This window comes from Thauera sp. SWB20 (assembly GCF_000831325.1).
Classification (GTDB): domain Bacteria; phylum Pseudomonadota; class Gammaproteobacteria; order Burkholderiales; family Rhodocyclaceae; genus Thauera; species Thauera aminoaromatica.
Window position 1 is genome coordinate 522,268 of the sequence record NZ_JTDM01000021.1, and the last position, 24,425, is coordinate 546,692.

Genomic DNA, 24,425 nt, shown 5'->3' on the forward strand with positions numbered 1-24,425 from the left:
GCGTGCGCGGCGCCAACCGCGCCCGTCCAGACCCTCGCGGCTGACGCCGCTCCTGCAGGGCAATCCAGCGCCATGGGCGCCCGCGGGGGCGTCCATGGGCGTTTGCTGAATCACAGGCCCAGGCGTGCCCGTGTCTCCGCGGTCGGCTCGCCACCCGGCGTCCATCCGCGCACCTGATAGTACTCGGGCAGCATCTTCGCCAGGCCGTTGACCAGGCCCTTGGCCGGGCCGGTCTTGGCCGGTTCCTGGGTGAGGCGCGGCGGCAGGTTGTCATCCTTGGCGGTGAAGCCGGCGGCGTTGTTGAACATGCGCTCCATGTTCCAGATGCGCTCGCCCACCTCGTTGAGCTTCTCCATGCTCCAGTCGCCCTCGCACGCCGCGGCGACCTGCGGCTGCACGTCGGCCAGGGTCCACGCGAAGCTGGTGAACACGCAGATCCCGGCGGAGTCGAACACCGCGGTGGCGTCCTGGAAGGCCTTCACCAGCTCGGGCTTGCCATCGGTGGTGAGCGGGTCGGTCTTGACCGGGATGCCGAGCACCTCCGACGCCACGGTATAGCCACGCAGGTGGCAGGCGCCGCGGTTGGAGGTGGCGTAGGCCAGGCCCATGCCCTGGATGCCGCGCGAGTCGTAGGCGGGGAATTCCTGCCCCTTCACGCTCATCGACAGCTCGGGACGGCCGTACTTCTCGCACAGGCGCTTGCTGCCCAGGCCGAGCTCCTTGCCGAAACCCTCGCCGAGCGCGGTCATCTCGACCATCTTCGCCAGCGCCTCGGCCGAGCCGAAGGGCGCTGCGATGCCGATCTTCGCGTCGTCGAGGAGGCCCAGCTCGTAGAGCTCCATCGCCGCGCCGACAGTGGCGCCGAAGGAGATCGGGTCCATGCCCTGCTCGTTGCAGATCAGGTTGGCGTACTGCAGCGCCTCGAGGTCGCCCACGCCGTTGGCCGCGCCGAGCGCCCACGCCGCTTCGTACTCCAGGCCGCCGGAGGCGCCCCAGTACTTCGGGCTGTTCTTGACCGTGAAGTGGGTCTTGTCGATCTCGGAGATGCGCCCGCAGGCGATCGTGCACCCGAAGCAGGCGGCATTGGTGACGAGGTGGGTCTTGCCGTCGGACGCGCGCTTCTCGTGCATGGCCTCGGCGGAGATCTTCGAGGCGTCCTCGAACTGCACGTCGCGGTGGTTGCGCGTGGGCAGCGCGCCGATCTCGTTGATCACGTTCATCAGCACCTGGGTGCCGTACTTGGGCAGGCCCTGGCCGGTGACCGCGTTGTCGGCGAGCACTTTCTTGGCGTCGTTCGTGGCCTTCAGGAAGGCGCCGAAGTCCTTGATGCCGGAGACCCCCTTGGTGCCGCGGATCGCCACCGCCTTGAGGTTCTTCGAGCCCATCACCGCACCCACGCCGGAGCGCCCGGCGGCACGGTGCAGGTCATTGACGATGCAGGAATAGAGCACCTGGTTCTCGCCCGAGACGCCGATCGAGGAGATGCGCACCAGCGGGTCCTGGAGTTGCTCCTTGATCTTCTCCTCGGTTTCCCAGCAGCTCCTGCCCCACAGGCCGGAAGCGTCACGCAGCTCGGCCTTGTCGTTCTCGATGTAGAGCCATACCGGCTTGGCCGACTTGCCCTCGAAGATCACCATGTCCCAGCCGGCGAACTTCATCTCGGCGCCGAAGAAGCCGCCCGAGTTCGAGCACGCGATGGCGCCGGTCAGCGGCCCCTTGGTGACCACGGTGTAGCGGCCACCGGTCGAGGCCATGGTGCCGGTGAGCGGCCCGGTGGCCATGATCATCTTGTTGTCGGGCGACAGCGGGTCGACCCTGGGGTCGATCTCGGACACCAGGTACTTGGTGGCCAGCCCGCGCGAGCCGAGGTATTCGTCGGCCCACTGCATGTTCAGCGCTTCTTCGGTACAGGTCCCTGCGGTGAGGTTCACGCGCAGGACTTTGCGATTCCATCCCATGACGCATCCTCCTCAGGCAGCGGCCGAAGCCGGGGTGTTGGCCTTCGCGGCCCAGGCGCGCATCTTGTCGATGCCGGTCCAGTCGGCGTCCACATAGGTGATCGCCCCGGTCGGACAGGCGCTGGCGCAGGCGGGGTTGCCCTCGCACAGGTCGCACTTCTGCACCTTGCCGCTGTCCTGGTTGTAGTTGATGGTGCCGAACGGACAGGCGATCGTGCACACCTTGCAGCCGACGCAGGTGTCCTCGAACACCATCTTGGCGCCGGTCGACAGGTCGATGCGGATCGCATCCACCGGACAGGAGTTCAGGCACCAGGCCTCGGTGCACTGCGTGCAGGTGTAGGGCACCTTGCGGCCCTCGTGCTCGAAGTTGAACACCTTGATGCGCGACTTGCTCGGATTGATGACCCCGGTGTGCTCGTAGGAACAGGCCATCTCGCATTGCAGACAGCCGGTGCACTTCGCGGGATCAATGTGCAGTGCTTTCCACATCGATCGTCTCCTTGTCGTTTATCGATTCCTGCGCTCGGTCACAGTGCTGCGGGCAGTACGCCCCACTGCTCACCTATGCAAGTACAAGCATAAGTCATACCTGCCCGCGGGCAAGGCGGGATTACCCCACTCAGGACACCCCGCCGGCGCGGCCGAGCTTGCGATAGAGGCGGTTGCGGCTGACCCCGAGCGTGCGCGCCGCCGCCGACAGGTTGCCGCCGACCTCGCGCATGACGCGCTCGATCAACTCGATCTCGAGCTGGTCCAGGCGTTTCGCGGCGGAAATCGGCGGCGCGTCGGCCGCCAGCGGCAGCGCGGCGCTCGCCGCCGCCACGAGCGGCCCCGCGTGGGCCGCCGGCGGCGTCTTGCCGCCGTCGACCGGATCGGCGAGGAAGAGGTCCTCGGGCAGATGCTCGGGCCGGATCTCGCGCTCGCCCTCGTCGAGCAGCGCGACCGCGACGCGGATCACGTTCTGCAGCTGGCGCACGTTCCCCGGCCAGCCGTGGCGCTCGACGAAGCGCATGACCTCGTCGCCGATCCATACGCCCTGCAGCCCGGCCTCGCGGCACTCCGCGGCCAGGATGCGCTCGACGATGCAGCGGATGTCGCTGCGCTCGCGCAGCGCGGGCAGGGTCACGGTGAGGCTGTTGACCCGGTAGTAGAGGTCCTCGCGAAACTCGCCGCGCGCTACCGCATCGCGCAGCACGCGGTGGGTCGCGCACACCAGCGAGATGTCGACCGGGATTGACTTGACCGAGCCCACCGGCGTCACGCAGCGCTCCTGCAGCACGCGCAGCAGGCGCGCCTGCATGCCGAGCGGCATGTCGCCGATCTCGTCGAGGAAGAGCGTGCCACCGTTGGCCTGCTGGATCTTGCCGAGCGCGCCTTCCTTGCGCGCGCCGGTGAAGGCGCCGCCGACGTAGCCGAAGAGCTCCGACTCGATCAGGGTCTCCGGCACCGCGGCGCAGTTGAGCGCGACGAAGGTCTTGTCGGCGCGCGGCCCGCTGTTGTGGAAGGCCTGGGCGAAGAGCTCCTTGCCCACGCCCGACTCGCCCTGGATCAGCAGCGGAATGTCCTTGCCCAGGATGCGCCGCGCACGATCGACCGCCCGCCCGATACCCGCGTCCCCGGTGGCGAGATCGTGGAGCGTGATCGGCCCGTGCGGCGCCGACACAGGCGCCGGCGCCGACACCGGGGGTGCGGAGCCGACCGCCGCCGGGCTGGATTCCGCGGCAAACGTGCGCATGCCCTCCCCGGCCTGGGCCGAGCCGAAGGCGGTGAAGCGCGGGCGCAGCGAGCGCAGCTGAACGTGGATCTCGGAACCATCGCGCAGTCCCAGCCGGATCAGCGCGTCGCTCGAACTCATCGCCCGGTCGACCACCTTTCCGAGCCCCTGGCGGAACAGCTCCGCGAACGAGGCCCCACCTCCGCACTCGACGCGACGCCCGATCCACTCGCGCGCGATCGAGTTGGCACCGGCCAGGTGGCCCTCAGGCGTCACCGCAACCAGTCCTTCCTGCAGGCTGCCGACGTACTCCGGGCGCTCGTGGAAGGCGACCAGGATGTGGTTGGCGAACTCGGCCTCGAAGAGGCGCTTCTCGATCAGCTGCACGGACAAGCGTACCAGTCCGAGCGAGTGGCGCTGGTGCATGCGCTGCTCGCAGGACACGTCGAGCACGCCGGCGAGCGCGCCGCGCGGATCGCGGATCGGCGCGGCCGTGCAGGACAGGAAGCCGTTGCGGTCGAGGTAGTGCTCGCCGCCGAGCACCACGGTGGGGGCTTCGGTCACGATCGCCGTGCCGATGGCGTTGGTGCCGCGCGCCGCCTCGCTCCAGCACGCGCCCGGCTGCAGCGCCACCCGGCTCGCCCGATCGACGAACTCCGCGTCGCCCAGGCTGTGCAGGATCATGCCCTGCGGGTCGGACAGGATCACCAGGCTGCCCGAGGCACGGATCTGCTCGAACACGTGTTCCATGACCCCACTGGCGTAATCGAGCAGGCCGCGGTTGCCTTCGCGCGCCTCCGCCAGCTGCAGGCGACCCGCATGCTCGGCTTCGGCGCGGTCGTCGGCTGCCATTCCGCGCTCGCGGCAACGCAGCCACGAGTCGACGATGAGCGGGGACACGCCTGCCTCGGGCGCACGCCCTTCCCCGAAAAACTGGCCTCGTGCCAGCCGGACTGCGTCCTCGCGGACGGCCGGCGCCATCGCGGTCTGTTGCATGACTTTCATGTCTCCTCCGGGCAGCCTTGCCGCGCGACGTGCCGGCGACCGCCTCTTGTGACTCTTCGACTTCGATTCAAAACGTAGCACCTGATGCGGATCGATACAAATCCGCTGCTCCGCCGGCGAAGGAGCAAGCAGGAATCCTGCCAGGCCGACCGCGGCATGGCGGCCGGAACCCGGGGCCGTCCATGCCTGGGCAGCCGGACGCACATGGCACAGGGATTGCAGTAGGACTCCCATCCGGGGTGAACCGGAGCGGATCCAAACACCACCACATCGAAGAGGAAGACAAGGTGAACACTCGTACCATCAAGGAGAACCTGCGCAAGCGCCTGGCCATCACCGCGACCGGGATCGCCCTTGCAGCCGCCAGCGCGCTGGCCCATGCCCACGGCGACGTCACGCCGCAGGCGGTCGACACGTCCTCGCTCAAGCAGCTCGGCGGGACCTGGGTCACGGTGAACCCCTACCGCGGCAACAAGGAGGCGATCCGCATCGGCGACTCCGCCTTCAATCAGAACTGCGCGCGCTGCCACGGCCTCGGCGCGGTCTCCGGCGGCATCGCCCCCGACCTGCGCCTGCTCGACGTCGCCGACGACGGCACCGACGAGTTCTTCATCGGCAAGGTGCGCAACGGTGTCACCCGCAACGGCGCGGTCTATATGCCGCCCTTCGAGGGCATGCTGACCCAGGAGGCCATGTGGGCCATCCGCGCCTGGCTGGAGACCGTCCATGAAAACTGATCGCCGCCGTTTCCTGCTCGCCGCCGGCGCGCTCGCCGTCCTTGCCGCCAGCCCGGCGCGGGCGGCCGCGGCCGAACTCGAGCTGCAGCAGCCGGGCACGCTGCGCGTCGCGGTCTATGCCAACTTCGCGCCCTGGTCGACCGCCGGCAAGGGCATCGATATCGCACTCGGGCGCGCGCTCGCCGAGCGCCTCGGCCTGCAGCCGCAGGTCGTGGAGTTTCCCGCCGACGAGAACATGAACGACGACCTGCGCAACATGGTCTGGCGCGGCCACTACCTCGGCCACAAGCCGGGCGACGTCATGCTGCACGTGCCCGTCGACCCGCGCTTCGCAGCACTCAACAAGCAGGTGAAGATCTTCGGCCCCTACCACCTCGAGACCATCGCGCTCGCCCGCCTGCCCGAGCGCGTGCCCGCACCGGGGGGCTCGGCCGACGCCAGCTTCGCGGTGTTCGAGCAGGAACGCATCGGCGCCGAGCTCGACTCGCATGCGAGCGACTTCCTGCGCCACATCCTGGGCGGGCGCCTGCAGCCCAACGTCGCGCACTTCCGCAACGTGGGCGAGGCGGTGGCGGCGATGAAGCGCGGCGAGATCGCCGCGGTGATGGGCACGCGCTCCGAGCTGGAGACGGCGATCGGCGGCGACGCCGCGATCGCGCTCGACACCCTGTCGATGCCCGAGCTGCGCGTCGCCTCCTGGCCGCTCGGCATGGCCGTCAAGGCGGAGCACAGCGGCCTGGAGCAGGCCTTGTCGGGGGCGATCGCCGAGCTGCAGCGCTCCGGCGAGCTGGGCAGGATCTTCGCCGCGCACGGGGTCAGGCAGCGCACCCCCTGATCCTTCGGGGCAGCCGGGCTCGCACGCCCACGCCACCCCAGCCGCGCAGATTCGCTCCGACAATCCACCCGCCAATGAAGAGGGCCCGCATCGCGGGCCCTTTTTTCTGCTCCATATTGCTCCACCACGGAGCATGTGCTCCATGGTGGAGCAACACCCTGCACTTACTCGAGATAGTGCCCCACGCCGACCAGGGACTTGCCCACCTTGCGGACGTAGGATCGCTTGTGCTCCACCGCGTTGGTGACCGGATTGCGCCACACGTAATCGACGGTGGCCTCGTCCGCCTGCTGCAGCCGGGCGATCATCTCGGCGATCAGGGGATTGCCGGCGGCGTCGCGCAGGCCGAGCGCGTCGGTGTCCGAGAGCGCGGGGTTCATGCCCATCGCCTCGAAGCGGCCGCTCTCCATGTTCACCATGAACACGTAGAGGTCGTCCTTGACGAAGTCGCCACGGCGGTCGTTGAAGCGCGCCGCGGCCCGCGCGCCCCCCTCGCCGCGCGCCACCGCGACCGCACGCTCGAGCATCGCGCGCGCATCGTCCGCGCTCGCGCGTGGCGCCGAGTAGCCCACCCCGACCACGTACTGCCCGACCTTGCGCACATAGCTGACCTTGGGCTCGACCTTGTTGCTCGCGCGGTTCAGCCACACGTAGCGCACCGTCGCCTCCTGGCTGACGCGGGTGGCGTCGATCATCTCGCGGAACAGCGGATTGCCCGCCGCGTCGGTGGTGTCGAGCACCTTCAGCCCGACCAGCGCCTCGGGCGCCGCGCCGCTGGCTTGATACACACCCTTGTCGTCGATCGCGAAGACATAGAGGTCCTTGCGCACGAACCCGCCCTGGCGATCGTTGAAGGCCGCGAACGCGCGCTCGGGGCCGTTCTCCTCCATGTAGCGCACGGCCTGCTCGAACATCGTGCGCGCCTCGCGCGGTGTCGCGCGCTCAGCCGCATGCGCGGCCGTACCGACGCCGACCGCGAGCACGACCGCGGTGGCGAAGCTGGATAGCTGTAACTTTGTCATCGGAAATGCTCCATGTTGCCGAAAAACCTGCCTCTTTCTCGCGGCGCGACCGCAGCCACGCATGCGGCGTCCCGACACGACACGGCCCGGGCGCCATCGCGTCCGGGCCGCGGGGAGTGCGGCGCCGCGGCCTGCGGCCCCCCGGAGGGCGCCGCAGGCAACGCGATCAGCTCTTGTGCAGCTTGAACACCCACACGGTGCCGCCCTGCTCGAGGAAGTTCACCCGCTTGGCGACGTCGCCGCCCCACAGCGGTACCGCCCCGCCCCAGCCCGACACCACCGCGACGTACTGCTCGCCGTCGGCTTCCCAGGTCACCGGCGGCGCGATCACGCCCGAGCCGGTCTGGAATTTCCACGCCTCCTCGCCGGTCTTCGCGTTGACCGCCTTCAGGTAGCCCTCGGGCGTGCCATAGAACACCAGGTTGCCGGCGGTGCTGAGCACCCCGCCCCACAGCGGCGCGTTGTTCTTGACCTCCCAGACGATCTTGCCGCTCACCGGGTCGATCGCGCGCATCGCGCCGATGTAGTCCTCGTACAGCGGCTTGATGGTGAAGCCCGCGCCCAGGTAGGCCGCGCCGCGCTTGTAGCTCACCGGCTCGTTCCAGATGTCCATGCCCCACTCGTTGGCGGGCACGTAGAACAGGCCGGTGTCCGGGCTGTAGCCCATCGGCATCTGGTTCTTGCCGCCGAGGAAGGACGGCGCGGCGAACACCGGCTTGCCCTTGCCGCCCTCGCCGGCCGCGCCCTCGGCAAACGGATTGGGCGGACGCTTGTCGTCGTTGGTGATCGGCCGACCGGTCTCGAGGTCGTAGCCCTTGGCCCAGTCGATGCGGGTCAGGAAGGGGTAGGCGCCCAGCAGCTTGCCGTTGGTGCGGTCATTGACGAAGAAGAAGCCGTTGCGGTCCGCCTTCGCGCCCGCCTTGACCAGCTTTCCGGTCTTCGGGTCCTTGTACTCGAAGGAGATGAATTCGTTCACCCCGTCGAAGTCCCAGCCGTCGTGCGGCGTGTTCTGGTAGTGCCAGACGATCTTGCCGGTGTCCGGGTCGACCGCGACCGTGGACGACGAGTACAGGTTGTCGCCCGGACGCAGCCAGGAGTTCCACGGCGCCGGGTTGCCGGTGCCCATGAAGATCAGGTTCACGTCCGGATCGTAGTAGGCGGTCTGCCAGGTCGCGGCGCCGCCGGTCTTCCACAGGTCGCCCGGCCAGGTGGCGTTGGTCGTGCCCGAGATGCCGTTCTCGATCTCCTTGCCGTCCTTGTCGTACTTGTAGCCCATGTGGCCTTCGACCACCGGGCGCACCCAGACCTTCTTGCCGGTCTTGGCGTCGCGCGCCTCGACGCGGCCGACGACGCCGAACTCGCCGCCCGACACCCCGGTGATCACCATGCCCTTGACGATCTGCGGCGCGGCGGTCATCGAGTAGCCGGCCTTGTAGTCGTCGATCTTCTCGCGCCACACCACCTTGCCGGTGTCGCGGTTGAGCGCGACGAGCTGCGCGTCCAGGGTGCCGAAGATCACCAGGTCGCCGTAGAGCGCGGCGCCGCGGTTGATCACGTCGCAGCACGGCATGATGCCCTCGGGCAGGCGGTGCTCGTACTTCCACAGCTTCTGGCCGGTCTTGGCGTCGAGCGCGTAGATGCGGCTGTAGGACGCGGTCACGAACATCTTGCCGTCGTGGATCAACGGCTGCGACTGCTGGCCGCGCTGCTTCTCGCCGCCGAAGGAGAAGGCCCACACCGGGACGAGGTCCTTCACGGTGTCGACATTGACCTTGGCGAGCGGGCTGTAGCGCTGACCCTTGGTGCCGAGGCCGTTGGTGACGACCTGATGCGTCGTCTCGGCATCCTTCAGGATGTCCTCGTCGCTCACGCTCGCGGCCTGCGCCGTGGCGCCCATGCCCGCCGCGGCCAGCGCGACCGTCAGGGCGGTCAGCATCGCCGGCAGGGTGCGCGCGCGTCTGTCGTTCTTCATCATCGACTCCTCCTTGGATTTCTTTCTAAGCTTTTCCGGGTGGTGTGACTTCCGGCACCAACTCGTGCCGGACCACGACCCCACCGCAAAGCCCGTGCCAGGGCCACGAACCCATGCGCTCGCGCCCGCGCTGCTCCAACGCGGGCGCATTGCGGACGGACACTGTGGCGGCGGAGCACAGGATGTTGCGGATCGGAACACCCGGGATCCGGGCGCAATGCTCCGCGGCTGCGCAGGTCCGCGTCCGTGGCCCGCTCGCGGAATTGGCATGTGGCTTGCATCCACGCTCCGGCACACGCAGGCGCACGCACCGCGCCCGGCCCACAGGAGCACCGATGAGACCGTCCGCCCGCCCCGCCCTCGCCTGGATCGCCGCGGCCCTGACCGCGCTGGCCAGCCCGGCAGCGCTCGCCGCAGCCCCCCGCACGGGCGCCCCCTCCCCCCCCGCCGCGCACACCGACCCGCTCGACTCGCCACGCTGGGAAGACATGCGCAAGAGCTTCTTCGCGGACGTCACGGTGGTGTTCGACGAGCGCGTCAAGGTGAGCGGCCCGGCGGTCGCGGAGGATTCGCTCAACGTCCCGGTCAATGTCGATGCGAGCGCCCTCCCCGGGGTGGAGGAGCTGATCGTGTTCGCCGACTTCAACCCGATCGTCAAGGCGCTGCGCTTCGAGCCCGGCGCCGCCCAGCCGCGCCTGGGCTTCCGCATCAAGCTGCAGCAGTCCTCGCCGGTGCGCGCCGCCGCGCGCACGGCCGACGGGGTGTGGCACGTCGGCGGCGCCTGGATCACGGCCACCGGCGGCGGCTGCACGCTGCCCTCGGTGGGCTCGGGCTCGCCGGAATGGCAGGAGCGCCTCAACGAGGTCAACGGCAAGCTGTGGCCCCGGGTCGACGGTGGCGAGCGCCTGCGCATGCGCATCATCCATCCGATGGACACCGGCCTGGCCGCCGGCATCCCCGCCTTCCACATCGAGGACATCGTGATCGCCGACGCCGAAGGCCGCACGCTGAGCCGCATCCAGCCCCTCGAGCCGGTCTCCGAGAACCCCAGCTTCACGCTCGACCTGCGCGCGGCCGCGCCCGGCGCGCGCCTGCACGTGGCCGGGCGCGACAACAACGGCAACCGCATCGACGCATGGGTGACCCGATGAGCCGACCCGCCTCTTGCGCTCCGGCGCTCCAGCGCCGTCCTGCCGCCCGCGCGCTGCGGACCCTGCTCGCGGGGCTGCTGGTCGCGCTGTGCGCCCTGCTCCTCACCGCCCTGCCGGCGCACGCCGAGGACTTCGCCGGGGACTTCAACTACCGCCTGCAGCCGCGCGAGCTCGCCCCCGGCGCCTGGGTCGTGGTCGGCCTGAAGGAGGATTTCTCCTTCGCCAACGGCGGCAACATCGTCAATACGGGCTTCATCGTCGGCCGCGAGGGGGTGATCGTCATCGACACCGGCTCGTCGAAGCGCTACGGCGAGCAGATGCTCGCCGCCATCCGCCGCGTCACTCCCTTGCCGATCGTGCTGACGGTGAACACCCACCACCACCCCGACCACTTCCTCGGCAACCAGGCCTTCCCGCGCGCGACGCTCGCCGCGCTGCCGGAGACCATCGCCGCGCTCCGCAGCGAGGGCGAAGGCTTCAACGCCAACATGTACCGCCTCAACGGCGACTGGATGCGCGACACCGAGGTCGTCGTCCCCGAGCGCGCACTCGCCGCCGGGCGCCAGCGCATCGGCGGGCGCGACGTGGAGCTGGTCGCGCTCGGCGGCCACACCGTCGCCGACCTGGTGGTGATCGACCACGACAGCGGCACCGTGTACGCCGCCGACCTGCTCTTCAACGGCCGCGCGCCCACCACGCCGCACGCGGACATCGCGCGCTGGCTCGCCGCGCTCGACACGCTGGAAGGCCTGCCCGCGCGGCGCTGGGTGCCGGGTCATGGCGAGCCGGCGACCGACCTCGCCCCGCTGCGCCAGACCCGCGACTACCTCGGCTGGCTGGCGCAGGCCATCCGCGCCGGCGCCGAGTCGGGCCAGGACATGACCGAGCTCTTCCAGACCCCGATCCCGCAGCGCTTCGCCGGCCTGGCGCTGGTGCAGGCGGAGTTCCGCCGCTCGGTGGTGCACCTCTTCCCCGCGGCGGAGCAGGCCGTGCTCGAAGCCGCGCGCAACAAGGCGTCGCGCTGAGCGCGGCGCGATCACGCCGAGGGTGCGGCGGGACGGTCGCCGGCGCGGCCACGCGAGCATCCCGCGCGCGGGTGCGCGCCGGCTTGCGCGCTCAGCGCGCGGCGGGGGTCGACGCGGGCAACGTGGCGAGCCGGCGTGCGGCCTCCTCGTCGCCGTTGGCAGCGGCCACCGCCAGCCAGTAGCGCGCCTGCACCGGATCGGCCGGCACCAGGCGGCCCTCGAGATGGAGCAGGCCGAGCCGGTACTGCGCCTTGCTGGAGCCGGCCTCGCCGCCGCGGCGGTAACGCTCCAGCGCCGCGGCGGCGTCGCGCGGCTCGCCCAGGCCATCCTCGGCGAGGATGCCGAGGTGGAACCAGGCCTCCGCCACGCCGGCCTGCGCGAGCGCGCTCCAGATCTCGCGCGCGCTGCCGTAGCGCGCCATCTTGAATTCGGCGTAGGCCTTGTAGAGGCCGATGCTGGGCCGCGCCACCAGCGCGTCCATCTCTTCGGGTTCGAGCGCGTGCGCCGCGCCGGGCGCCTGTGCAATGATCCAGGCGGTCAACAATCGTGCAACGAGAGGACGCATGGCGTTGCGGCTCCGGTCGAGGTGAGGACATGAACGAAGCAACAAGCGGGCCCGTAGCGCGACGCGACGTCGCACGCGGCCGCGCACGGACGGATCCGCGGCCGGCGCGCACAGGTACGCACACCAGCACGCCAGCGGCGTCCCCGACCCACGCCGTGCCGCGACGACTGCTGCGCGCCCTGCGCCTGGCCGCGATCTGCTGTGCGCTCGCGCTCGCTCCGGCGACCAGCTCCAGCGCGCGGGCCGAAGGCATCGCGGTCGAACATTTTCCCGGCGTGCCCTTCGCCGACCTGCGCGAGGCCCTCGCCGACGCGATCGCCGACGAGGGCCTGAGCGCGCCGGTGGTCAGCCGCTTCGGCGCCATGCTCGAACGCACCGCACCCGATCTCGGCCACGACCCCGCGCTCTACGGCGACGCCGAGGTACTCAGCTTCTGCAGTGCCGGCGTCGCCGCCCGTCTGGTCGCCGAGGCGCGCGAACACATCGCGCTGTGCCCGCTATCGATCGCGGTGTACAGTCTGCCGCACACCCCGCGCGACGCCACCCTCGCCTGGCGCCCGCCGACGCTCGACTCCCCCGGCGGAGACGCCGTGCGCGCGTTGATGGCGCGCATCGTGACCGGCGCCGCGCGGCTCGTCGGGCGACGCTGAGCCCGCGCCCGCAGCACCCCGGATCCGATCGCCATGCCTTCTCCCTCCCCCTCCGCCTCCCAAGCCGCAGGCCGGCACACCCGCCCCGGCCTGCGCGGACGCCAGACCGATCCCGCCGCGCTCGCCGAGATCGAGGCCCTGCTCGGCGCTGCCCGCCGCGAGCGCGACGAGCTGATCGAGCACCTGCATGCGCTGCAGGACCGCTTCGGCCACCTCTCGCTGCGCCACCTGCGCGCGCTCGCCGACTGGATGCGGCTGCCGATGGCCGAGGTGTACGAGACCGCCACCTTCTACGCCCACTTCGACGTCGTGCGCGAGGACGAGCCGGTGCCACCCGCGCTCACCGTGCGCGTGTGCGACTCCCTGCCCTGCCAGCTCGCCGGCGCGCAGGCGCTGCGCGCGGCGCTCGACGCCGCGCTCGATCCGGCGCGCATCCGCGTGCTGCGCGCGCCCTGCATGGGACGCTGCGACCAGGCCCCGGTCGCCCAGCTCGGCCGCCGTCACCTGAGCCGCGCGACCCCGGCCGCGGTCCTGGCCGCACTCGCCCGCGGAGCGCTCGACCCCGAACCGATCGCCTGGCAGCGCCTCGCCGACTATCGCGCCGCAGGCGGCTACACCCTGCTGGAGCGCCTGCGGAGCGGCGAGACCGGCGTTGCCGCGCTCGAGGCCCGGCTCGCCGAAGCCGGCCTGCGCGGCCTCGGCGGTGCCGGCTTCCCGACCGCGCGCAAGTGGCAGGCGGTGCGCGCCGGCGCCGCGCCGCGCTACCTGGTCGTCAATGCCGACGAAGGCGAGCCGGGCACCTTCAAGGACCGCCACTACCTGGAAACGGCGCCGCACCGGGTGCTCGAGGGCGCGCTGGCGAGCGCGCTCGCGGTGGGCGCGGCGGCGATCTACGTCTACCTGCGCGACGAATACCCCGGCCTGCACGCGGTGCTGCGCGAGGCGATCGCCGAACTGGAGGCCGCCGGCCTCGTCGCACCCGGCTTCATCGTGTTGCGCCGCGGCGCCGGCGCCTACATCTGCGGCGAGGAGTCGGCGCTGATCGAGTCGCTCGAAGGCAAGCCGGGCAAGCCGCGCCATCGCCCGCCCTTCGTCGCCGAGGCCGGGCTCTTCGGCCGACCGACGCTGGTGAACAACGTCGAGACCCTGTACTGGATCCCGCTGCTCGCCGCCGGCGCCGCCTTCGCCGGCGAGGGGCGGCGCCGGCGCAGCGGCCTGCGCAGCTTCTCGGTGTCTGGCCGCGTGAACAAGCCCGGTGTGCACCTGGCCCCCGCCGGCATCACCCTGCGCGAGCTGGTGGACGAGCACTGCGGCGGCCTGCAGCCCGGCCACCGCCTGCTCGCCTACCTGCCCGGCGGCGCCTCGGGCGGCATCCTGCCCGCCGCGCTCGCCGACCTGCCGCTCGACTTCGACACCTTGCAGCCCCATGGCTGCTTCATCGGCTCGGCGGCGATCATCGTGCTCTCGGACCAGGACGATCTGCGCGCCGTCGCCGACAATCTGCTCGCCTTCTTCGCCGACGAATCCTGCGGCCAATGCACGCCCTGCCGCCTCGGCACCGAAAAGCTGCTCGCGCTGCTGCGCACGGACGACTGGGACGTGGCGCGCCTGCAGGCCCTCGCGCAGACCCTGCGCGACGCCTCGATCTGCGGCCTCGGCCAGGCCGCGCCCAACCCGGTGAGCAGCCTGCTGCGCTTCTTCCCGGCCGAGCTCGCGCGCGCCGGGGTGAGGCTGCATGCCGGGCCTCCTGCCCGCGACACCGGGGAGCTGCAGCCATGAGCCGGCACGATCGCAAGGCCCTTGGCTCCACGCCCAAGCCCCCCAACCTGGCGATGGCGCCAGTTGTTGCGGCAGCACACGACGCGCTCGACCAGCGTGCGGACGCCTTCGAGATCCTCCTCGACGGCGTCGCGGTGCAGGCTTTCCCCGGCGAGACGCTGTGGCAGGTCGCACTGCGCGCCGGCGAGCGCATCCCCCACCTGTGTTTCAAGGACGCTCCCGGCTACCGCGCCGACGGCAACTGCCGCGCCTGCATGGTCGAGATCGAGGGCGAGCGCGTGCTCGCCGCCTCCTGCATCCGCGCGGCGCAGCCGGGCATGGTGGTACGCAGCGCCAGCTCGACGCGGGCACGGCAGGCGCGCGAGGGCGTGCTCGAACTGCTGCTCGAGCAGCAGCCGGCACGCACACACAGCCCCGACCGCTCCAGCGATTTCTGGGAGCTGGTCGAGCACATGCGTTTGCCCGCCGCCGACCGCGGCCCCGCAGCGCAGCAGCCGGACCGCACCCACCCCGCGATCCACGTGAACCTGGACGCCTGCATCACCTGCGGCCTGTGCGTGCGCGCCTGCCGCGAGGTGCAGGTGAACGAGGTCATCGGCCTCGCCCACCGCGGTGCACGTGCGAAGATCGTCTTCGACTTCGACGATGCGCTCGGCGACAGCAGCTGCGTGGCCTGCGGCGAGTGCGTGCAGGCCTGTCCCACCGGCGCGCTGATGCCCGCCACCCTGGTCGATGCGCAGGGCCGCGGCGACTCGGCCTGCGCCGAGCGCAAGGTGGATTCGGTGTGCCCCTACTGCGGCGTGGGCTGCCAGCTCACCTACCACGTCCGGGACGAGCGCATCCTCTTCGTCGAGGGCCGCAACGGCCCGGCCAACGAGAACCGCCTGTGCGTGAAGGGCCGCTTCGGCTTCGATTACCCCAACCACCGCGGCCGCCTCACGACGCCGCTGATCCGCCGCGCGGGCGTGCCCAAGGGCGTGGATCCCGCCTTCGATCCGGCGAATCCGCTCAGCCACTTCCGCCCGGCGAGCTGGGACGAGGCGCTCGACTTCGCCGCCGCCGGCCTCCGCCGCCTGCTCGACGCCCACGGCCCCGGCGTGCTCGCCGGCTTCGGCAGCGCCAAGTGCTCGAACGAGGAGGCCTGGCTGTTCCAGAAGCTGGTGCGCACGGGCTTCGGCTCCAACAACGTCGACCACTGCACCCGGCTGTGCCACGCCAGCTCGGTCGCCGCGCTGATGGAGTGCATCGGCTCGGGCGCGGTCACGGCCTCCTTCATGCAGGCCGCGCACGCGGACGTGGTCATCCTCACCGGCTGCAACCCGACGGTGAACCACCCGGTCGCCGCCACGTACTTCAAGCAGGCCGCCAAGCGCGGCACCAGGCTGATCGTGCTCGACCCGCGCGGCCTGGTGCTCGGCCACCACGCCCACCGCATGGTGAGCTTCACGCCGGGCAGCGACGTCGCGCTGTTCAACGCCATGCTCAACGTCATCGTCGGCGAGGGCCTGTGCGACCGCGACTTCATCGCCGCGCGCACCGAGGGCTTCGAGGCGCTCGCCGCCCACGTCGCACCGCTCACGCCCGAGGCCATGGCGCCGCTGTGCGGGGTGGCGCCGGACGAGATTCGCGCCATCGCCCGCCTCTACGCCACCGCCGAGCGCGCGATGATCTTCTGGGGCATGGGCATCTCGCAGCATGTGCACGGCACCGACAACGCGCGCTGCCTGATCGCGCTCGCGCTCGCCACCGGCCATGTCGGCCGCCCCGGCACCGGCCTGCATCCGCTGCGCGGGCAGAACAACGTGCAGGGGGCGTCCGACGCCGGCCTGATCCCCATGGTGCTGCCCGACTACCGCCCGGTGGGCGACGCGCAGTACCGCGCCGCCTTCGAGGAACTGTGGGCGACGCCGCTCCCCGCCGAGCCCGGCCTCACGGTCGTCGAGACCATGGACGCGATCGCCGCCGGCCGGGTGCGCGGCATGTACATCCTCGGCGAGAACCCGGCGATGTCCGACCCCGACCTGCACCACACCCGCGCCGCGCTCGCCAGGCTCGAGCACCTCGTCGTGCAGGACCTCTTCGTCACCGAGACCGCGCAGTTCGCCGACGTGATCCTGCCCGCCTCGGCCTGGCCCGAGAAGGACGGCACCGTCACCAACACCAACCGCCAGATCCAGCTCGGCCGCGCCGCCGTGCCGCTGCCCGGCGAGGCGCGGCCCGACTGGTGGATCCTCCAGCAGCTCGCCCGCTGCCTCGGCCTCGACTGGCAGTACGCGCACCCGCGCGAAGTCTTCGCCGAGATGAAGCGGGCGATGCGCTCGCTCGACCACATCGACTGGGCGCGTCTGGAGCGCGAGGGAGCGGTCACAACCCCTTGCCCGGCCGAGGACGCCCCGGGCAAGGACGTGGTCTTCGACGACCGCTTCCCCACCGCGAGCGGACGCGCGCGCTTCCGCCCCGCCGTGCCGCTGCCGCCCGACGAGCCGGTCGACGCCGCCTGGCCCACGGTGCTGATCACCGGCCGCCAGCTCGAACACTGGCACACCGGCGCGATGACGCGGCGCAGCGCGGTGCTCGACGCGCTCGAACCGGCCGCGGTGGCGACGCTGGCCCCGGCCGAACTGGCGCGCCTCGGCCTCGCTCCCGGTGCCGCACTGAGCATCGAGACCCGCCGCGGCCGCATCACGCTCGCCGCCCGCGCCGATCCGCTGATGCCCGCGGGCATGGTCTTCGTGCCCTTCTGCTACGTCGAAGCCGCAGCCAACCTGCTCACCAACCCGGCCCTCGATCCGTACGGAAAGATTCCGGAGTTCAAGTACGCGGCGTGCCGGCTCGGCCCCGGCTGAGCCTCGCGGGCAGCGCCCTCCCCGACCGCCACGGCCGCGGCCCTGGTGCACCGGGTCCGCGCGGCACCGCCGCGGCCGTCCTTGATGCTGTCATGCGCAGAGTTCGGGTGCTATAGAGACACTGTGCGCGCGAAACGGTGTTCGCGGCTTCGCACCAGCGGCGGGGAGGACGGTGCCATGAGCGAGAAGATCGACCAACTGGTGGGCGAACGGCGCGCGGCCCTCGGGCGCAAGGACGGCGTCGCGGACAAATGGGGCCTGGCCCTGTCGGGCGGCGGCATCCGCAGCGCGACCTTCTGCTTCGGCCTGCTCGGCGTGCTCGCCCGCAACCGCCTGCTCGAACGCTTCGACCTGCTCTCGACCGTGTCCGGCGGCGGCTACATCGGCGGCATGCTCGGCCGCCTGCTGCACGGCGCACGCTCCGCGGACGACACCCGCGCCATCTTCGCGGCCTTCGGCTCCCAGGAGCCACGCTGGTTTCGCTGGTGGCTGCGCGCCAACGGCCGCTACCTGGTGCCGCGCGGGCCGGCAGACCGGACCTTCGCGTTCGCCATCTTCCTGCGCAACCTGCTTGCGATCCACCTCGAGCTCGGCGCGCTGGCCCTCGCGCTCGGCGTGGCGCTGGCGACGATCGATGTGGGCGTGTGGGCTGCGATCGCGCACTGGGTGACGGACGAGTGGGTGACGGGCGAGCGCATCGAGGCCCTGCGCTGGCTGCCGCTCTGGCTGCCCACGCTGTGGCCGGCCGCGATCCCGGTGCTGGCCGTGCTCGGCGGCCTGGCCACCGCGGCGTACTGGGTCGTGCCCTGGGTGGCGTCGGCCGGCCGGCCCGGTTGGCGGCCCGGCTACCTCGCCGTGCAATGGGGGATCCTGGCGATCGCATGCGGGCTGCTGGTGGGCTTTCGCGACACCCTCATCGGCCCGCAAGGGCAACCGGGTCATGCGATCCGGATGGCGCTGACCTGGGGAACGATCGGCCTTGCCACCGCCTGGCTGATCGCGATCCCGTGGGCGCGCTTCCTGCTGCGTCACCTCTTCGAAGAGACCGCGCGCGATGCGCTGCGGCTCCGCGAGGAGGCGGTGCGGCGTTGGCTGGCCGACTGGCAATCCCTTTGCATGAAGGCGATCGCGGTCGTACTGCTGCTCGGGCTGGTGGACCGGGTGGCGTGGTTCCTCGCCTTCGAGTTCGAGGCGCAGGCCAACACGGCGCTCGCCCTGGCGGTGGCCGCCGCCGCGCTACGGGCGGCGATGCCGGTGCTGGGTGGCGGCCCCCAGGGCGGAATCAGCGGCAAGCTGCTGCTGAGCCTGGGCCAACTCGCCGGCTACGTTCTCAGCTTCCTGCTGTGCGCGTGGTGGGTCTCGCTGGTGCACGCGGCGGCGCTGGGGCCGATGTTCCCGACCAAGTGCGCGGAGGACCTCGTCGCGACCAACTGCGCGGCGAACCTCGTCGCGACCGCCTGGGCGGTGGACTTCGGTGCGCCCTGGCTCCGGCTGCTCGTGATCGCTGCGGCCGCCGGCGGCTACGTGCTCGCCACCGGGCGCAACTTCGAATTCCTCAATCTCTCGTCGCTGCACACCTTCTACCGTGCACGCCTGGTGCGCAGCTACCTGGGCGCGGCCAACCCGGCCCGCTTCGACCGGCAGGACCCGCTCGGCCCCATCGGCGTCGTTTCCGAGAACGGCGCGGCGCACCTCGCCCACAAGAGCGTGTTCGCCCCCGACGCGGGCGACGACTTGGCGCTGGAAGCCTACGCGCCGCACCGGCAGGGCGGCCCGGTGCATCTGATCGGGGTCTGCATCAACCAGACGCACGATCCGCGTGGCGGGCTGTTCAACCGCGACCGCCGCGGCCTCCCGCTGACGGTGGGACCACGGGGCTGGGTGCGGGTGGGGCTGGGGCAATGGGAAAAGATGGAAGGCCGGGGCGCCCTCGGCCTGGGCTCGTGGGTGGCGATCTCGGGCGCCGCGGTGTCGCCCGGCCTGGGCAGCCAGACGCGCGGCGGCATCTCGGCGCTGCTGGCCTTCGCCGGCATCCGCCTCGGCTACTGGTGGACGCGCGCTGCACGCGAGAACCTGCAGCGCCCGAAACGCCGCCTCGCAGCCAAGTCGCGCGGCCTGCTCAGCGAGGTGTTCTGCAACTTCAAGGGCAGCAGCGGCCCCGACTGGTTCCTGAGCGACGGCGGTCACTTCGAGATCACGGGCGCCTACGCCCTGCTCGCCGAGCGCTGCGGCATGATCGTGGTGGCCGACTGCGGCGCCGACCCGGACTATCGCTTCGGCGACCTCGAGAACCTGGTGCGCAAGGCGCGCATCGATCTGGGCGCGGAGATCGAGTTCCTGCGCCCGCGTCCCTGTGCGGAGGGTGCGGCGCGACCGGCCGGGCTGGCGCTGTTCGGCTCGCTCAACGATCTGGCCTCGCGCAAGAGCAACGCCTGCCTCGCGCTCGCGCGCGTGCGCTACGTCGACACGGCCGAGCCGGGCTGGCTCGTGCTGGTCAAGCCCAACATCAGCGCCGGGCTGCCGGTCGACCTGATCAACTTCGCCGCCAGCAACCCGGCCTTCCCGCAGCAGACCACCGCCGACCAGTTCTTCGACGAGGCGCAGTGGGAGAGCTACTACCAGCTCGGCTTCAATCTCGGCGACGTGCTCGATGCGGACTTGCTGGAGGAGCTGCGCAGTCGCAACGCGGCCCTGTTCGAGTCCGACACCGGCGCCCTCACCGCGGCAACGCCCCGGACCTCCGTTACCCCGGCGACAATGCCGGCGGGCGCGGCCGCAGCGGCCGCGGCCGTCGCCGAGGCCGCGGCCAGCCGGCTGCCCGAGCGCATCCGCAACAGCGCGGTGAGCGCCTCGATCGGCATCGGCGCAGTAGCCACGGTGCTGGTGTCGTCGTGGCAGGCCGTGGACGGCGCGTTCGGAGCGATGGCCGAGGAACGCAAGGCCGAGCGCGATGCGATCCACAAGATCACCGAGCTATGGGCGAAGCTGCCGGAGCTCGATCGCTGCGACAAGACCCTGAAGCAGGAAGAGCCGCCGCTCACCGCCTTGGCGGGCGCCTTCCTGCACCATGCGGATGCGCTGTGCCCATCGGAAGAGGCCGACTGGCTCGCCGAATCGAGGCTGGTGCAGGAAATCTTCGACGAGGCGATCGAACGCTGCCGTCTGGTCGAGACGCGAACGCGCAGCGTTGCCTGTACGGCGCTGCTCGACGCCCAGGCGCGTCCCGTCGAAGACCGCCAGGCATGGCCCCAGATCTGCTTTGCGAAGCGCAGGGAGGATCCTCCTGCAGGAAGGCAGCCACACTACTGGGCCTATCTTTACGGGTCGGGCGCCACGAGGAACCTCAGCGCGCATCCGGGCGACCCGGTCGCCAATTCGAAGGCGAGCGCGGAGGAGGAGCGCGCGAATGCCCGACGGGCCTTGTGCGCAAGCCCTCCCGACAGCGCGCCCGCGGCTGCGACGCCCGCGCCGCAACCGAAGCCGACGAGCGCCCCGACACCGACGGTGCCCGTCTGTAGCGGCAAGACCATCTACGTGCAGATCCACGGCCCCGACCAACGCGACACGGTGCGAACCTATCGCGAACCCTGGCGCAAACTAGGCGCCTCGGTGCCGCCAATCGAGGACGTGGTGGCGAGCGCACGCGCGAAGCAGCGCCCCCCGCCGCGGCCGGTCGAACGGACGACCGTGCGCTACCACGACGCCGGCTCGCTCGCCTGCGCACGGGAGTTGCGAGCCGCGGCCGAGTGTGACGGTACGCAGCAAAACGTCGCCCGGTGCAAGCAGGAGAAGAAGGAGGGCGAGTGCCGGAAAGCGCAGCAGGACGACCAAGCGTGCCGGAACAAGCCGAACTGGATAGTCGAGCCGCTTGCGCCATCGCTCAAGCCCACGCGCGGCGTGATCGAGGTCTGGATCGGCCCCGAAGTCCCCGCCAGGGCGGGCGAAGCCAAATGAATCGGCGGCACGAAGGGCGCGGGCGAGTCCTTGGCGACTCGCCCGCGCCGCGGTTTCCGCCCCGAAGCGGCCCGCGCGCGACGGGATGCAGTCGGAGCAGCGCTCAATCGACCTTCGGCCCCACCACCGTCCAGATCTGGTTCATGCGGGCGGTGAAGCGCCCCGGGTCGGCGATCAGGGGCGGCTCGACCGGCACCGCGAGGGCTCTGGCGGCATCGGCCGCCTTCGTCTCGCGCAGGCTCCTGCGCACCACGTCGTCGATCACGGTGAACACGAAGCTGCGCACCTGCTGATTGAAGATGTCGTTGTGGTCGGCCATCACCGATTCATCGGTCTTGATGAAGTAGAGCGGATAGTTCGCCGGCAGCGGGCCGATCGTGGGCTGGCCGGACAAGGTCGTCCAGCCCTTGGGCGTGCAGTGTTCGGGCACCGCGTCGCAGCGCGTCATCTCGAAGCTCACCGCCGCGCCCTGCCCGCTCGCGTGCAGGCGATGGGTCAGGAAGGGCGCGAAGTTGCCCACCGTGGTGGCGTCGAGATGGCGCTCGCGCAAGGGCATGGCCTCGCTCGGCGCCTCACGGTCGTGGTAGTAGGTGCGCTGCAGGTCGGCCTGCCGCCAGGTGAGCAGCCCGATCGTCTGGCCGAGCGGAAACGCGTAATGCGTGGCCGCGTCGGCATCCGAGCTGATCGAGATGAACAGGGGCAGCTGGTTCGGGGCGTAGGGCTGCTCGACCGCCGCCTCGACGAAGGGCAAGGCCTGGTTGGCCTCGATCGCCGGGTTCAGCACCAGCACGCCGTCGCCGAACAGCCGTGCGCGGCCCTGCTCCGCGCGGTTGGTCACGCGCTCGGTGAACACGTCGGTGAGCGCGCGCACCACGATCGCCCCGCCGAAGCTGTGCCCCACCACCACGAGCACGTTGCGCGCCTCCCCGGCGGTGACGCGGTCGAGGTCGAGCAGCAGGCGGGTGACCGAACCGCTGCCGAGTTCCTCCGCGACCGCCTTGCGATCCCAGAAGGTGAGGTTCTCCACCAGTGGCAGCTGGATGCTGGCACCACGCCAGCCCACATAGACGCCGACCAGCCGGCGCGTGCGCAGGCCGCCCGCCCCGTACTGTTGGCCGAGGATGGTGCCGAGGGTGCGCAGCGCTTCCTTGAAGCTGCGTACGTTGCCGTCCTCCTCGCTGGCGTTGTGCTTCCAGCCATGGACGAAGACCACGACCACCGCCCCGCCCGCGCGCGCCCGGGTCCCGATCCTGTCGAGCACGTCCGCCACCCTGCGGTCGTCGAAGGCATTACCGCGCTCGGTGAATTCGACGAAGGCGAAATCGTGCGATTCGAACTCCTGGTAATAGCTGTTGCGACAGGCTTCGGAGTCCGGAGCGCTCCGGCACGCCGTGGCGTCGGCGGACGGGTGATAAGCCTCGTTCGAAGCACAGCCCGCCACGATGCAGGCGGCGAGCGCCGTCAGGATCCGCCTTGTGCGCAATGCTCCGCTTCCACGCTTCATAATCGCCTCCCTCCCTGACCGCACGGCGGTCGTTCGACGGGCAAGGGGCGCTTCGCGTGCCGGGCCTCGTGCCATCCGTCATGCCTGCCCGTCATCGTCGCCCTCGATTCAGCTTAGGAAGCGGCACACCACCTGTCCAGCCAAGCCGCATCGGCGGGCGTGGCGTCGGCTGCGCAGCGGCACGGGCGACTCCGGCCGATGCGGCCCCCCGCACAGCCCCGGCGCTTGTCGGCGACCGCGCCGGGCGGCGACAATGCGGGTCCCGCCGGCTCGTGGGCGTTCCCGCCGCGTCCGCCCTGCCTTGCCCCGACCTCCGAGCCCCGTCCGCGGAACCCCGCCGGACCTCCCCGAGCCGGTCGGCGCCGGCCGGGCGGCACGACGCGGCCCTCCTACCCGCAGCAGCAAACCCAGCCCGCGGCATCGACAGCGGAGCCACGATCATCCTGAACACACCCGGCAAGACCCCCGACGATCCTCTCCGCGCCGGCCGCCCCTCCACCCTGCGACGCCTGCTCGGCTCGCGCGCGGGCGTCGGCGCGGGCGTGCTGGCGATCTCCGCGCTCGCCTTCGCCACCTTCCACCACGAGACGGTGAACGTGGCCCTCGTCGAGGAGGGACCGCTGCGCCAGGCGATCGTGGCGAGCGGGCGGGTGCGCACGCCCGAGCGCATCGTGGTATCGGCGCAGATCGCCGGGCGGGTGCAGGCGGTGGAGGCGCGCGAGGGCGACACGCTGGCGCCGGGCCAGGCGCTGCTGCGCCTGGACGAGCGCGAGTGGGGGGCGGCCGTCGCCCAGGCCGGCGCCGCCGTGGTGCAGGGCGAGGCGCGCCTGCGCCAGCTGCGCGAGCTCGGCCTGCCGGTGGCCGAACAGGCGCTGCGCCAGGCCGAGGCCACGGCGCTGCAGGCGCAGCGGCACCATCGGCGCGTGCAGGAGCTCGTCGCGCGCGGCTTCTACAGCCAGGCACAGCTCGACGAGGCGCGCCGGGCGCTCGACGTGGCCGACAGCCAGGTCCGCAGCGCCCGCCTGCAGCGCGCCAGCCAGCAGCCTGGCGGCAGCGAGATCGAGCTCGCGCGCAGCGCCCTGGAACAGGCGCGCGCGGCGCTGGCCGCGGCGGAGACCCGGCTGAGCTACGCGACCCTGCGCGCCCCGGTCGCGGGGACCGTGCTGACCCGCAACGTCGAGGCCGGCGACACCGTGCAGCCAGGCACGCCGCTGATGACGATCGCCCCGGCCGGCGCCACCGAGCTCACCGTGCAGATCGACGAGAAGAACCTCGCCCTGCTTCACCCCGGCCAGGCCGCGCTGGCCTCGGCCGATGCCTACCCGGGCGAGCGCTTCGCCGCCGTGCTCGCCTACATCGCCCCCTCGGTGGACGCCCAGCGCGGCTCGGTGGAGGTCCGCCTGCGCGTACCCGAGCCGCCGCCCTACCTGCGCCACGAGATGACGGTATCGCTCGACATCGAGGCGGCGCGGCGCGAGCGCACGCTGGCCGTGCCCGCCGCGGCGGTACGCGAGTCCGGCGGGGCGCAGCCCTGGGTGCTGGTGGTGCGCGACGGCCGTACCGCACGCCAGCCGGTGCGGCTGGGCATCCGCGGCGCCGGCAGGGTGGAGGTGCTCGAGGGCCTCGCCGCCGGCGAGGCCGTGGTGCCGGCGCCGGCCGACGTGCCCGCAGGGCGGGCGGTGCGGACGCGCGTGCAGCCATGAAG

At 71.4% G+C, this 24,425-nt stretch carries 16 protein-coding genes; 9 read left to right on the plus strand and 7 right to left on the minus strand.

Going from position 1 to position 24,425, the window contains the following annotated elements:
• Positions 1 to 110 precede the first annotated feature (110 nt).
• The 3 genes from PO78_RS19720 to PO78_RS19730 all read right to left on the minus strand — a co-directional run bounded on the left by PO78_RS19720 (position 111) and on the right by PO78_RS19730 (position 4,680).
• The gene (locus PO78_RS19720) at positions 111 to 1,958 is read right to left on the minus strand and encodes an aldehyde ferredoxin oxidoreductase family protein (RefSeq protein ID WP_012585677.1); all 1,848 of its coding nucleotides are present in this window, start codon (positions 1,956 to 1,958) and stop codon (positions 111 to 113) included.
• Between the two features lie 12 nt (positions 1,959 to 1,970).
• A complete protein-coding gene (locus PO78_RS19725) occupies positions 1,971 to 2,450 on the minus strand; it encodes a 4Fe-4S dicluster domain-containing protein (protein WP_004300497.1) in 480 nt (159 codons plus the stop codon).
• Between the two features lie 130 nt (positions 2,451 to 2,580).
• A complete protein-coding gene (locus PO78_RS19730) occupies positions 2,581 to 4,680 on the minus strand; it encodes a sigma-54-dependent Fis family transcriptional regulator (protein ID WP_082047919.1) in 2,100 nt (699 codons plus the stop codon).
• 287 nt (positions 4,681 to 4,967) lie between these two features.
• Between PO78_RS19730 and pedF the strand changes: the two genes are divergently transcribed.
• Together pedF and PO78_RS19740 are read left to right on the plus strand one after the other, a co-directional pair.
• Positions 4,968 to 5,417, plus strand: coding sequence for a cytochrome c-550 PedF (pedF, locus tag PO78_RS19735; protein ID WP_012585679.1), 450 nt, complete (start codon positions 4,968 to 4,970; stop codon positions 5,415 to 5,417).
• Positions 5,407 to 6,252, plus strand: coding sequence for a substrate-binding periplasmic protein (locus PO78_RS19740; protein ID WP_043746308.1), 846 nt, complete (start codon positions 5,407 to 5,409; stop codon positions 6,250 to 6,252). Before pedF ends, PO78_RS19740 begins: the two co-directional genes overlap by 11 nt.
• Positions 6,253 to 6,416: 164 nt before the next feature.
• Here PO78_RS19740 and PO78_RS19745 read toward each other — a convergent pair whose 3' ends face one another.
• Together PO78_RS19745 and PO78_RS19750 are read right to left on the minus strand one after the other, a co-directional pair.
• A complete protein-coding gene (locus tag PO78_RS19745) occupies positions 6,417 to 7,274 on the minus strand; it encodes a cache domain-containing protein (RefSeq protein WP_004324241.1) in 858 nt (285 codons plus the stop codon).
• Between the two features lie 166 nt (positions 7,275 to 7,440).
• Entirely contained in the window at positions 7,441 to 9,249 is a 1,809-nt protein-coding gene (locus tag PO78_RS19750; RefSeq protein WP_043746313.1) for a methanol/ethanol family PQQ-dependent dehydrogenase, read from the minus strand.
• A 332-nt stretch (positions 9,250 to 9,581) separates the two neighbouring features.
• Between PO78_RS19750 and PO78_RS19755 the strand changes: the two genes are divergently transcribed.
• Positions 9,582 to 10,397, plus strand: coding sequence for a quinoprotein dehydrogenase-associated SoxYZ-like carrier (locus PO78_RS19755; protein WP_043746317.1), 816 nt, complete (start codon positions 9,582 to 9,584; stop codon positions 10,395 to 10,397).
• Positions 10,394 to 11,422, plus strand: coding sequence for a quinoprotein relay system zinc metallohydrolase 1 (locus tag PO78_RS19760; protein WP_052484486.1), 1,029 nt, complete (start codon positions 10,394 to 10,396; stop codon positions 11,420 to 11,422). The genes PO78_RS19755 and PO78_RS19760 overlap by 4 nt, the downstream gene beginning before the upstream one ends.
• A gap of 91 nt (positions 11,423 to 11,513) precedes the next feature.
• Here PO78_RS19760 and PO78_RS19765 read toward each other — a convergent pair whose 3' ends face one another.
• Positions 11,514 to 11,987, minus strand: coding sequence for a tetratricopeptide repeat protein (locus tag PO78_RS19765; protein ID WP_197068812.1), 474 nt, complete (start codon positions 11,985 to 11,987; stop codon positions 11,514 to 11,516).
• Positions 11,988 to 12,142: 155 nt separating this feature from the next.
• On the opposite strand from PO78_RS19765, the gene PO78_RS19770 reads away from it, so the two are divergent.
• From PO78_RS19770 to PO78_RS23265, 4 genes are all read left to right on the plus strand, one after another.
• Positions 12,143 to 12,637, plus strand: a complete 495-nt coding sequence (locus PO78_RS19770; RefSeq protein ID WP_043746320.1) for a hypothetical protein — start codon at positions 12,143 to 12,145, stop codon at positions 12,635 to 12,637.
• Positions 12,638 to 12,670: 33 nt separating this feature from the next.
• Complete coding sequence (locus PO78_RS19775; RefSeq protein ID WP_052484469.1) at positions 12,671 to 14,416, plus strand: NAD(P)H-dependent oxidoreductase subunit E; 1,746 nt, start codon at positions 12,671 to 12,673, stop codon at positions 14,414 to 14,416.
• Complete coding sequence (gene fdhF, locus PO78_RS19780) at positions 14,413 to 17,262, plus strand: formate dehydrogenase subunit alpha (protein WP_043746322.1); 2,850 nt, start codon at positions 14,413 to 14,415, stop codon at positions 17,260 to 17,262. The genes PO78_RS19775 and fdhF overlap by 4 nt, the downstream gene beginning before the upstream one ends.
• A gap of 177 nt (positions 17,263 to 17,439) precedes the next feature.
• Positions 17,440 to 21,216 carry a patatin-like phospholipase family protein gene (locus PO78_RS23265; RefSeq protein ID WP_043746324.1) on the plus strand — a complete coding sequence of 1,259 codons (3,777 nt, stop codon included), beginning with the start codon at positions 17,440 to 17,442 and terminating at the stop codon, positions 21,214 to 21,216.
• A gap of 103 nt (positions 21,217 to 21,319) precedes the next feature.
• Here PO78_RS23265 and PO78_RS19790 read toward each other — a convergent pair whose 3' ends face one another.
• Positions 21,320 to 22,720 (minus strand): alpha/beta hydrolase, encoded by a 1,401-nt coding sequence (locus PO78_RS19790; protein ID WP_156147866.1) that lies wholly within the window; start codon positions 22,718 to 22,720, stop codon positions 21,320 to 21,322.
• A 542-nt stretch (positions 22,721 to 23,262) separates the two neighbouring features.
• Between PO78_RS19790 and PO78_RS19795 the strand changes: the two genes are divergently transcribed.
• The gene (locus PO78_RS19795; protein WP_231570773.1) at positions 23,263 to 24,423 is read left to right on the plus strand and encodes an efflux RND transporter periplasmic adaptor subunit; all 1,161 of its coding nucleotides are present in this window, start codon (positions 23,263 to 23,265) and stop codon (positions 24,421 to 24,423) included.
• The last annotated feature ends 2 nt before the right edge of the window (positions 24,424 to 24,425 follow it).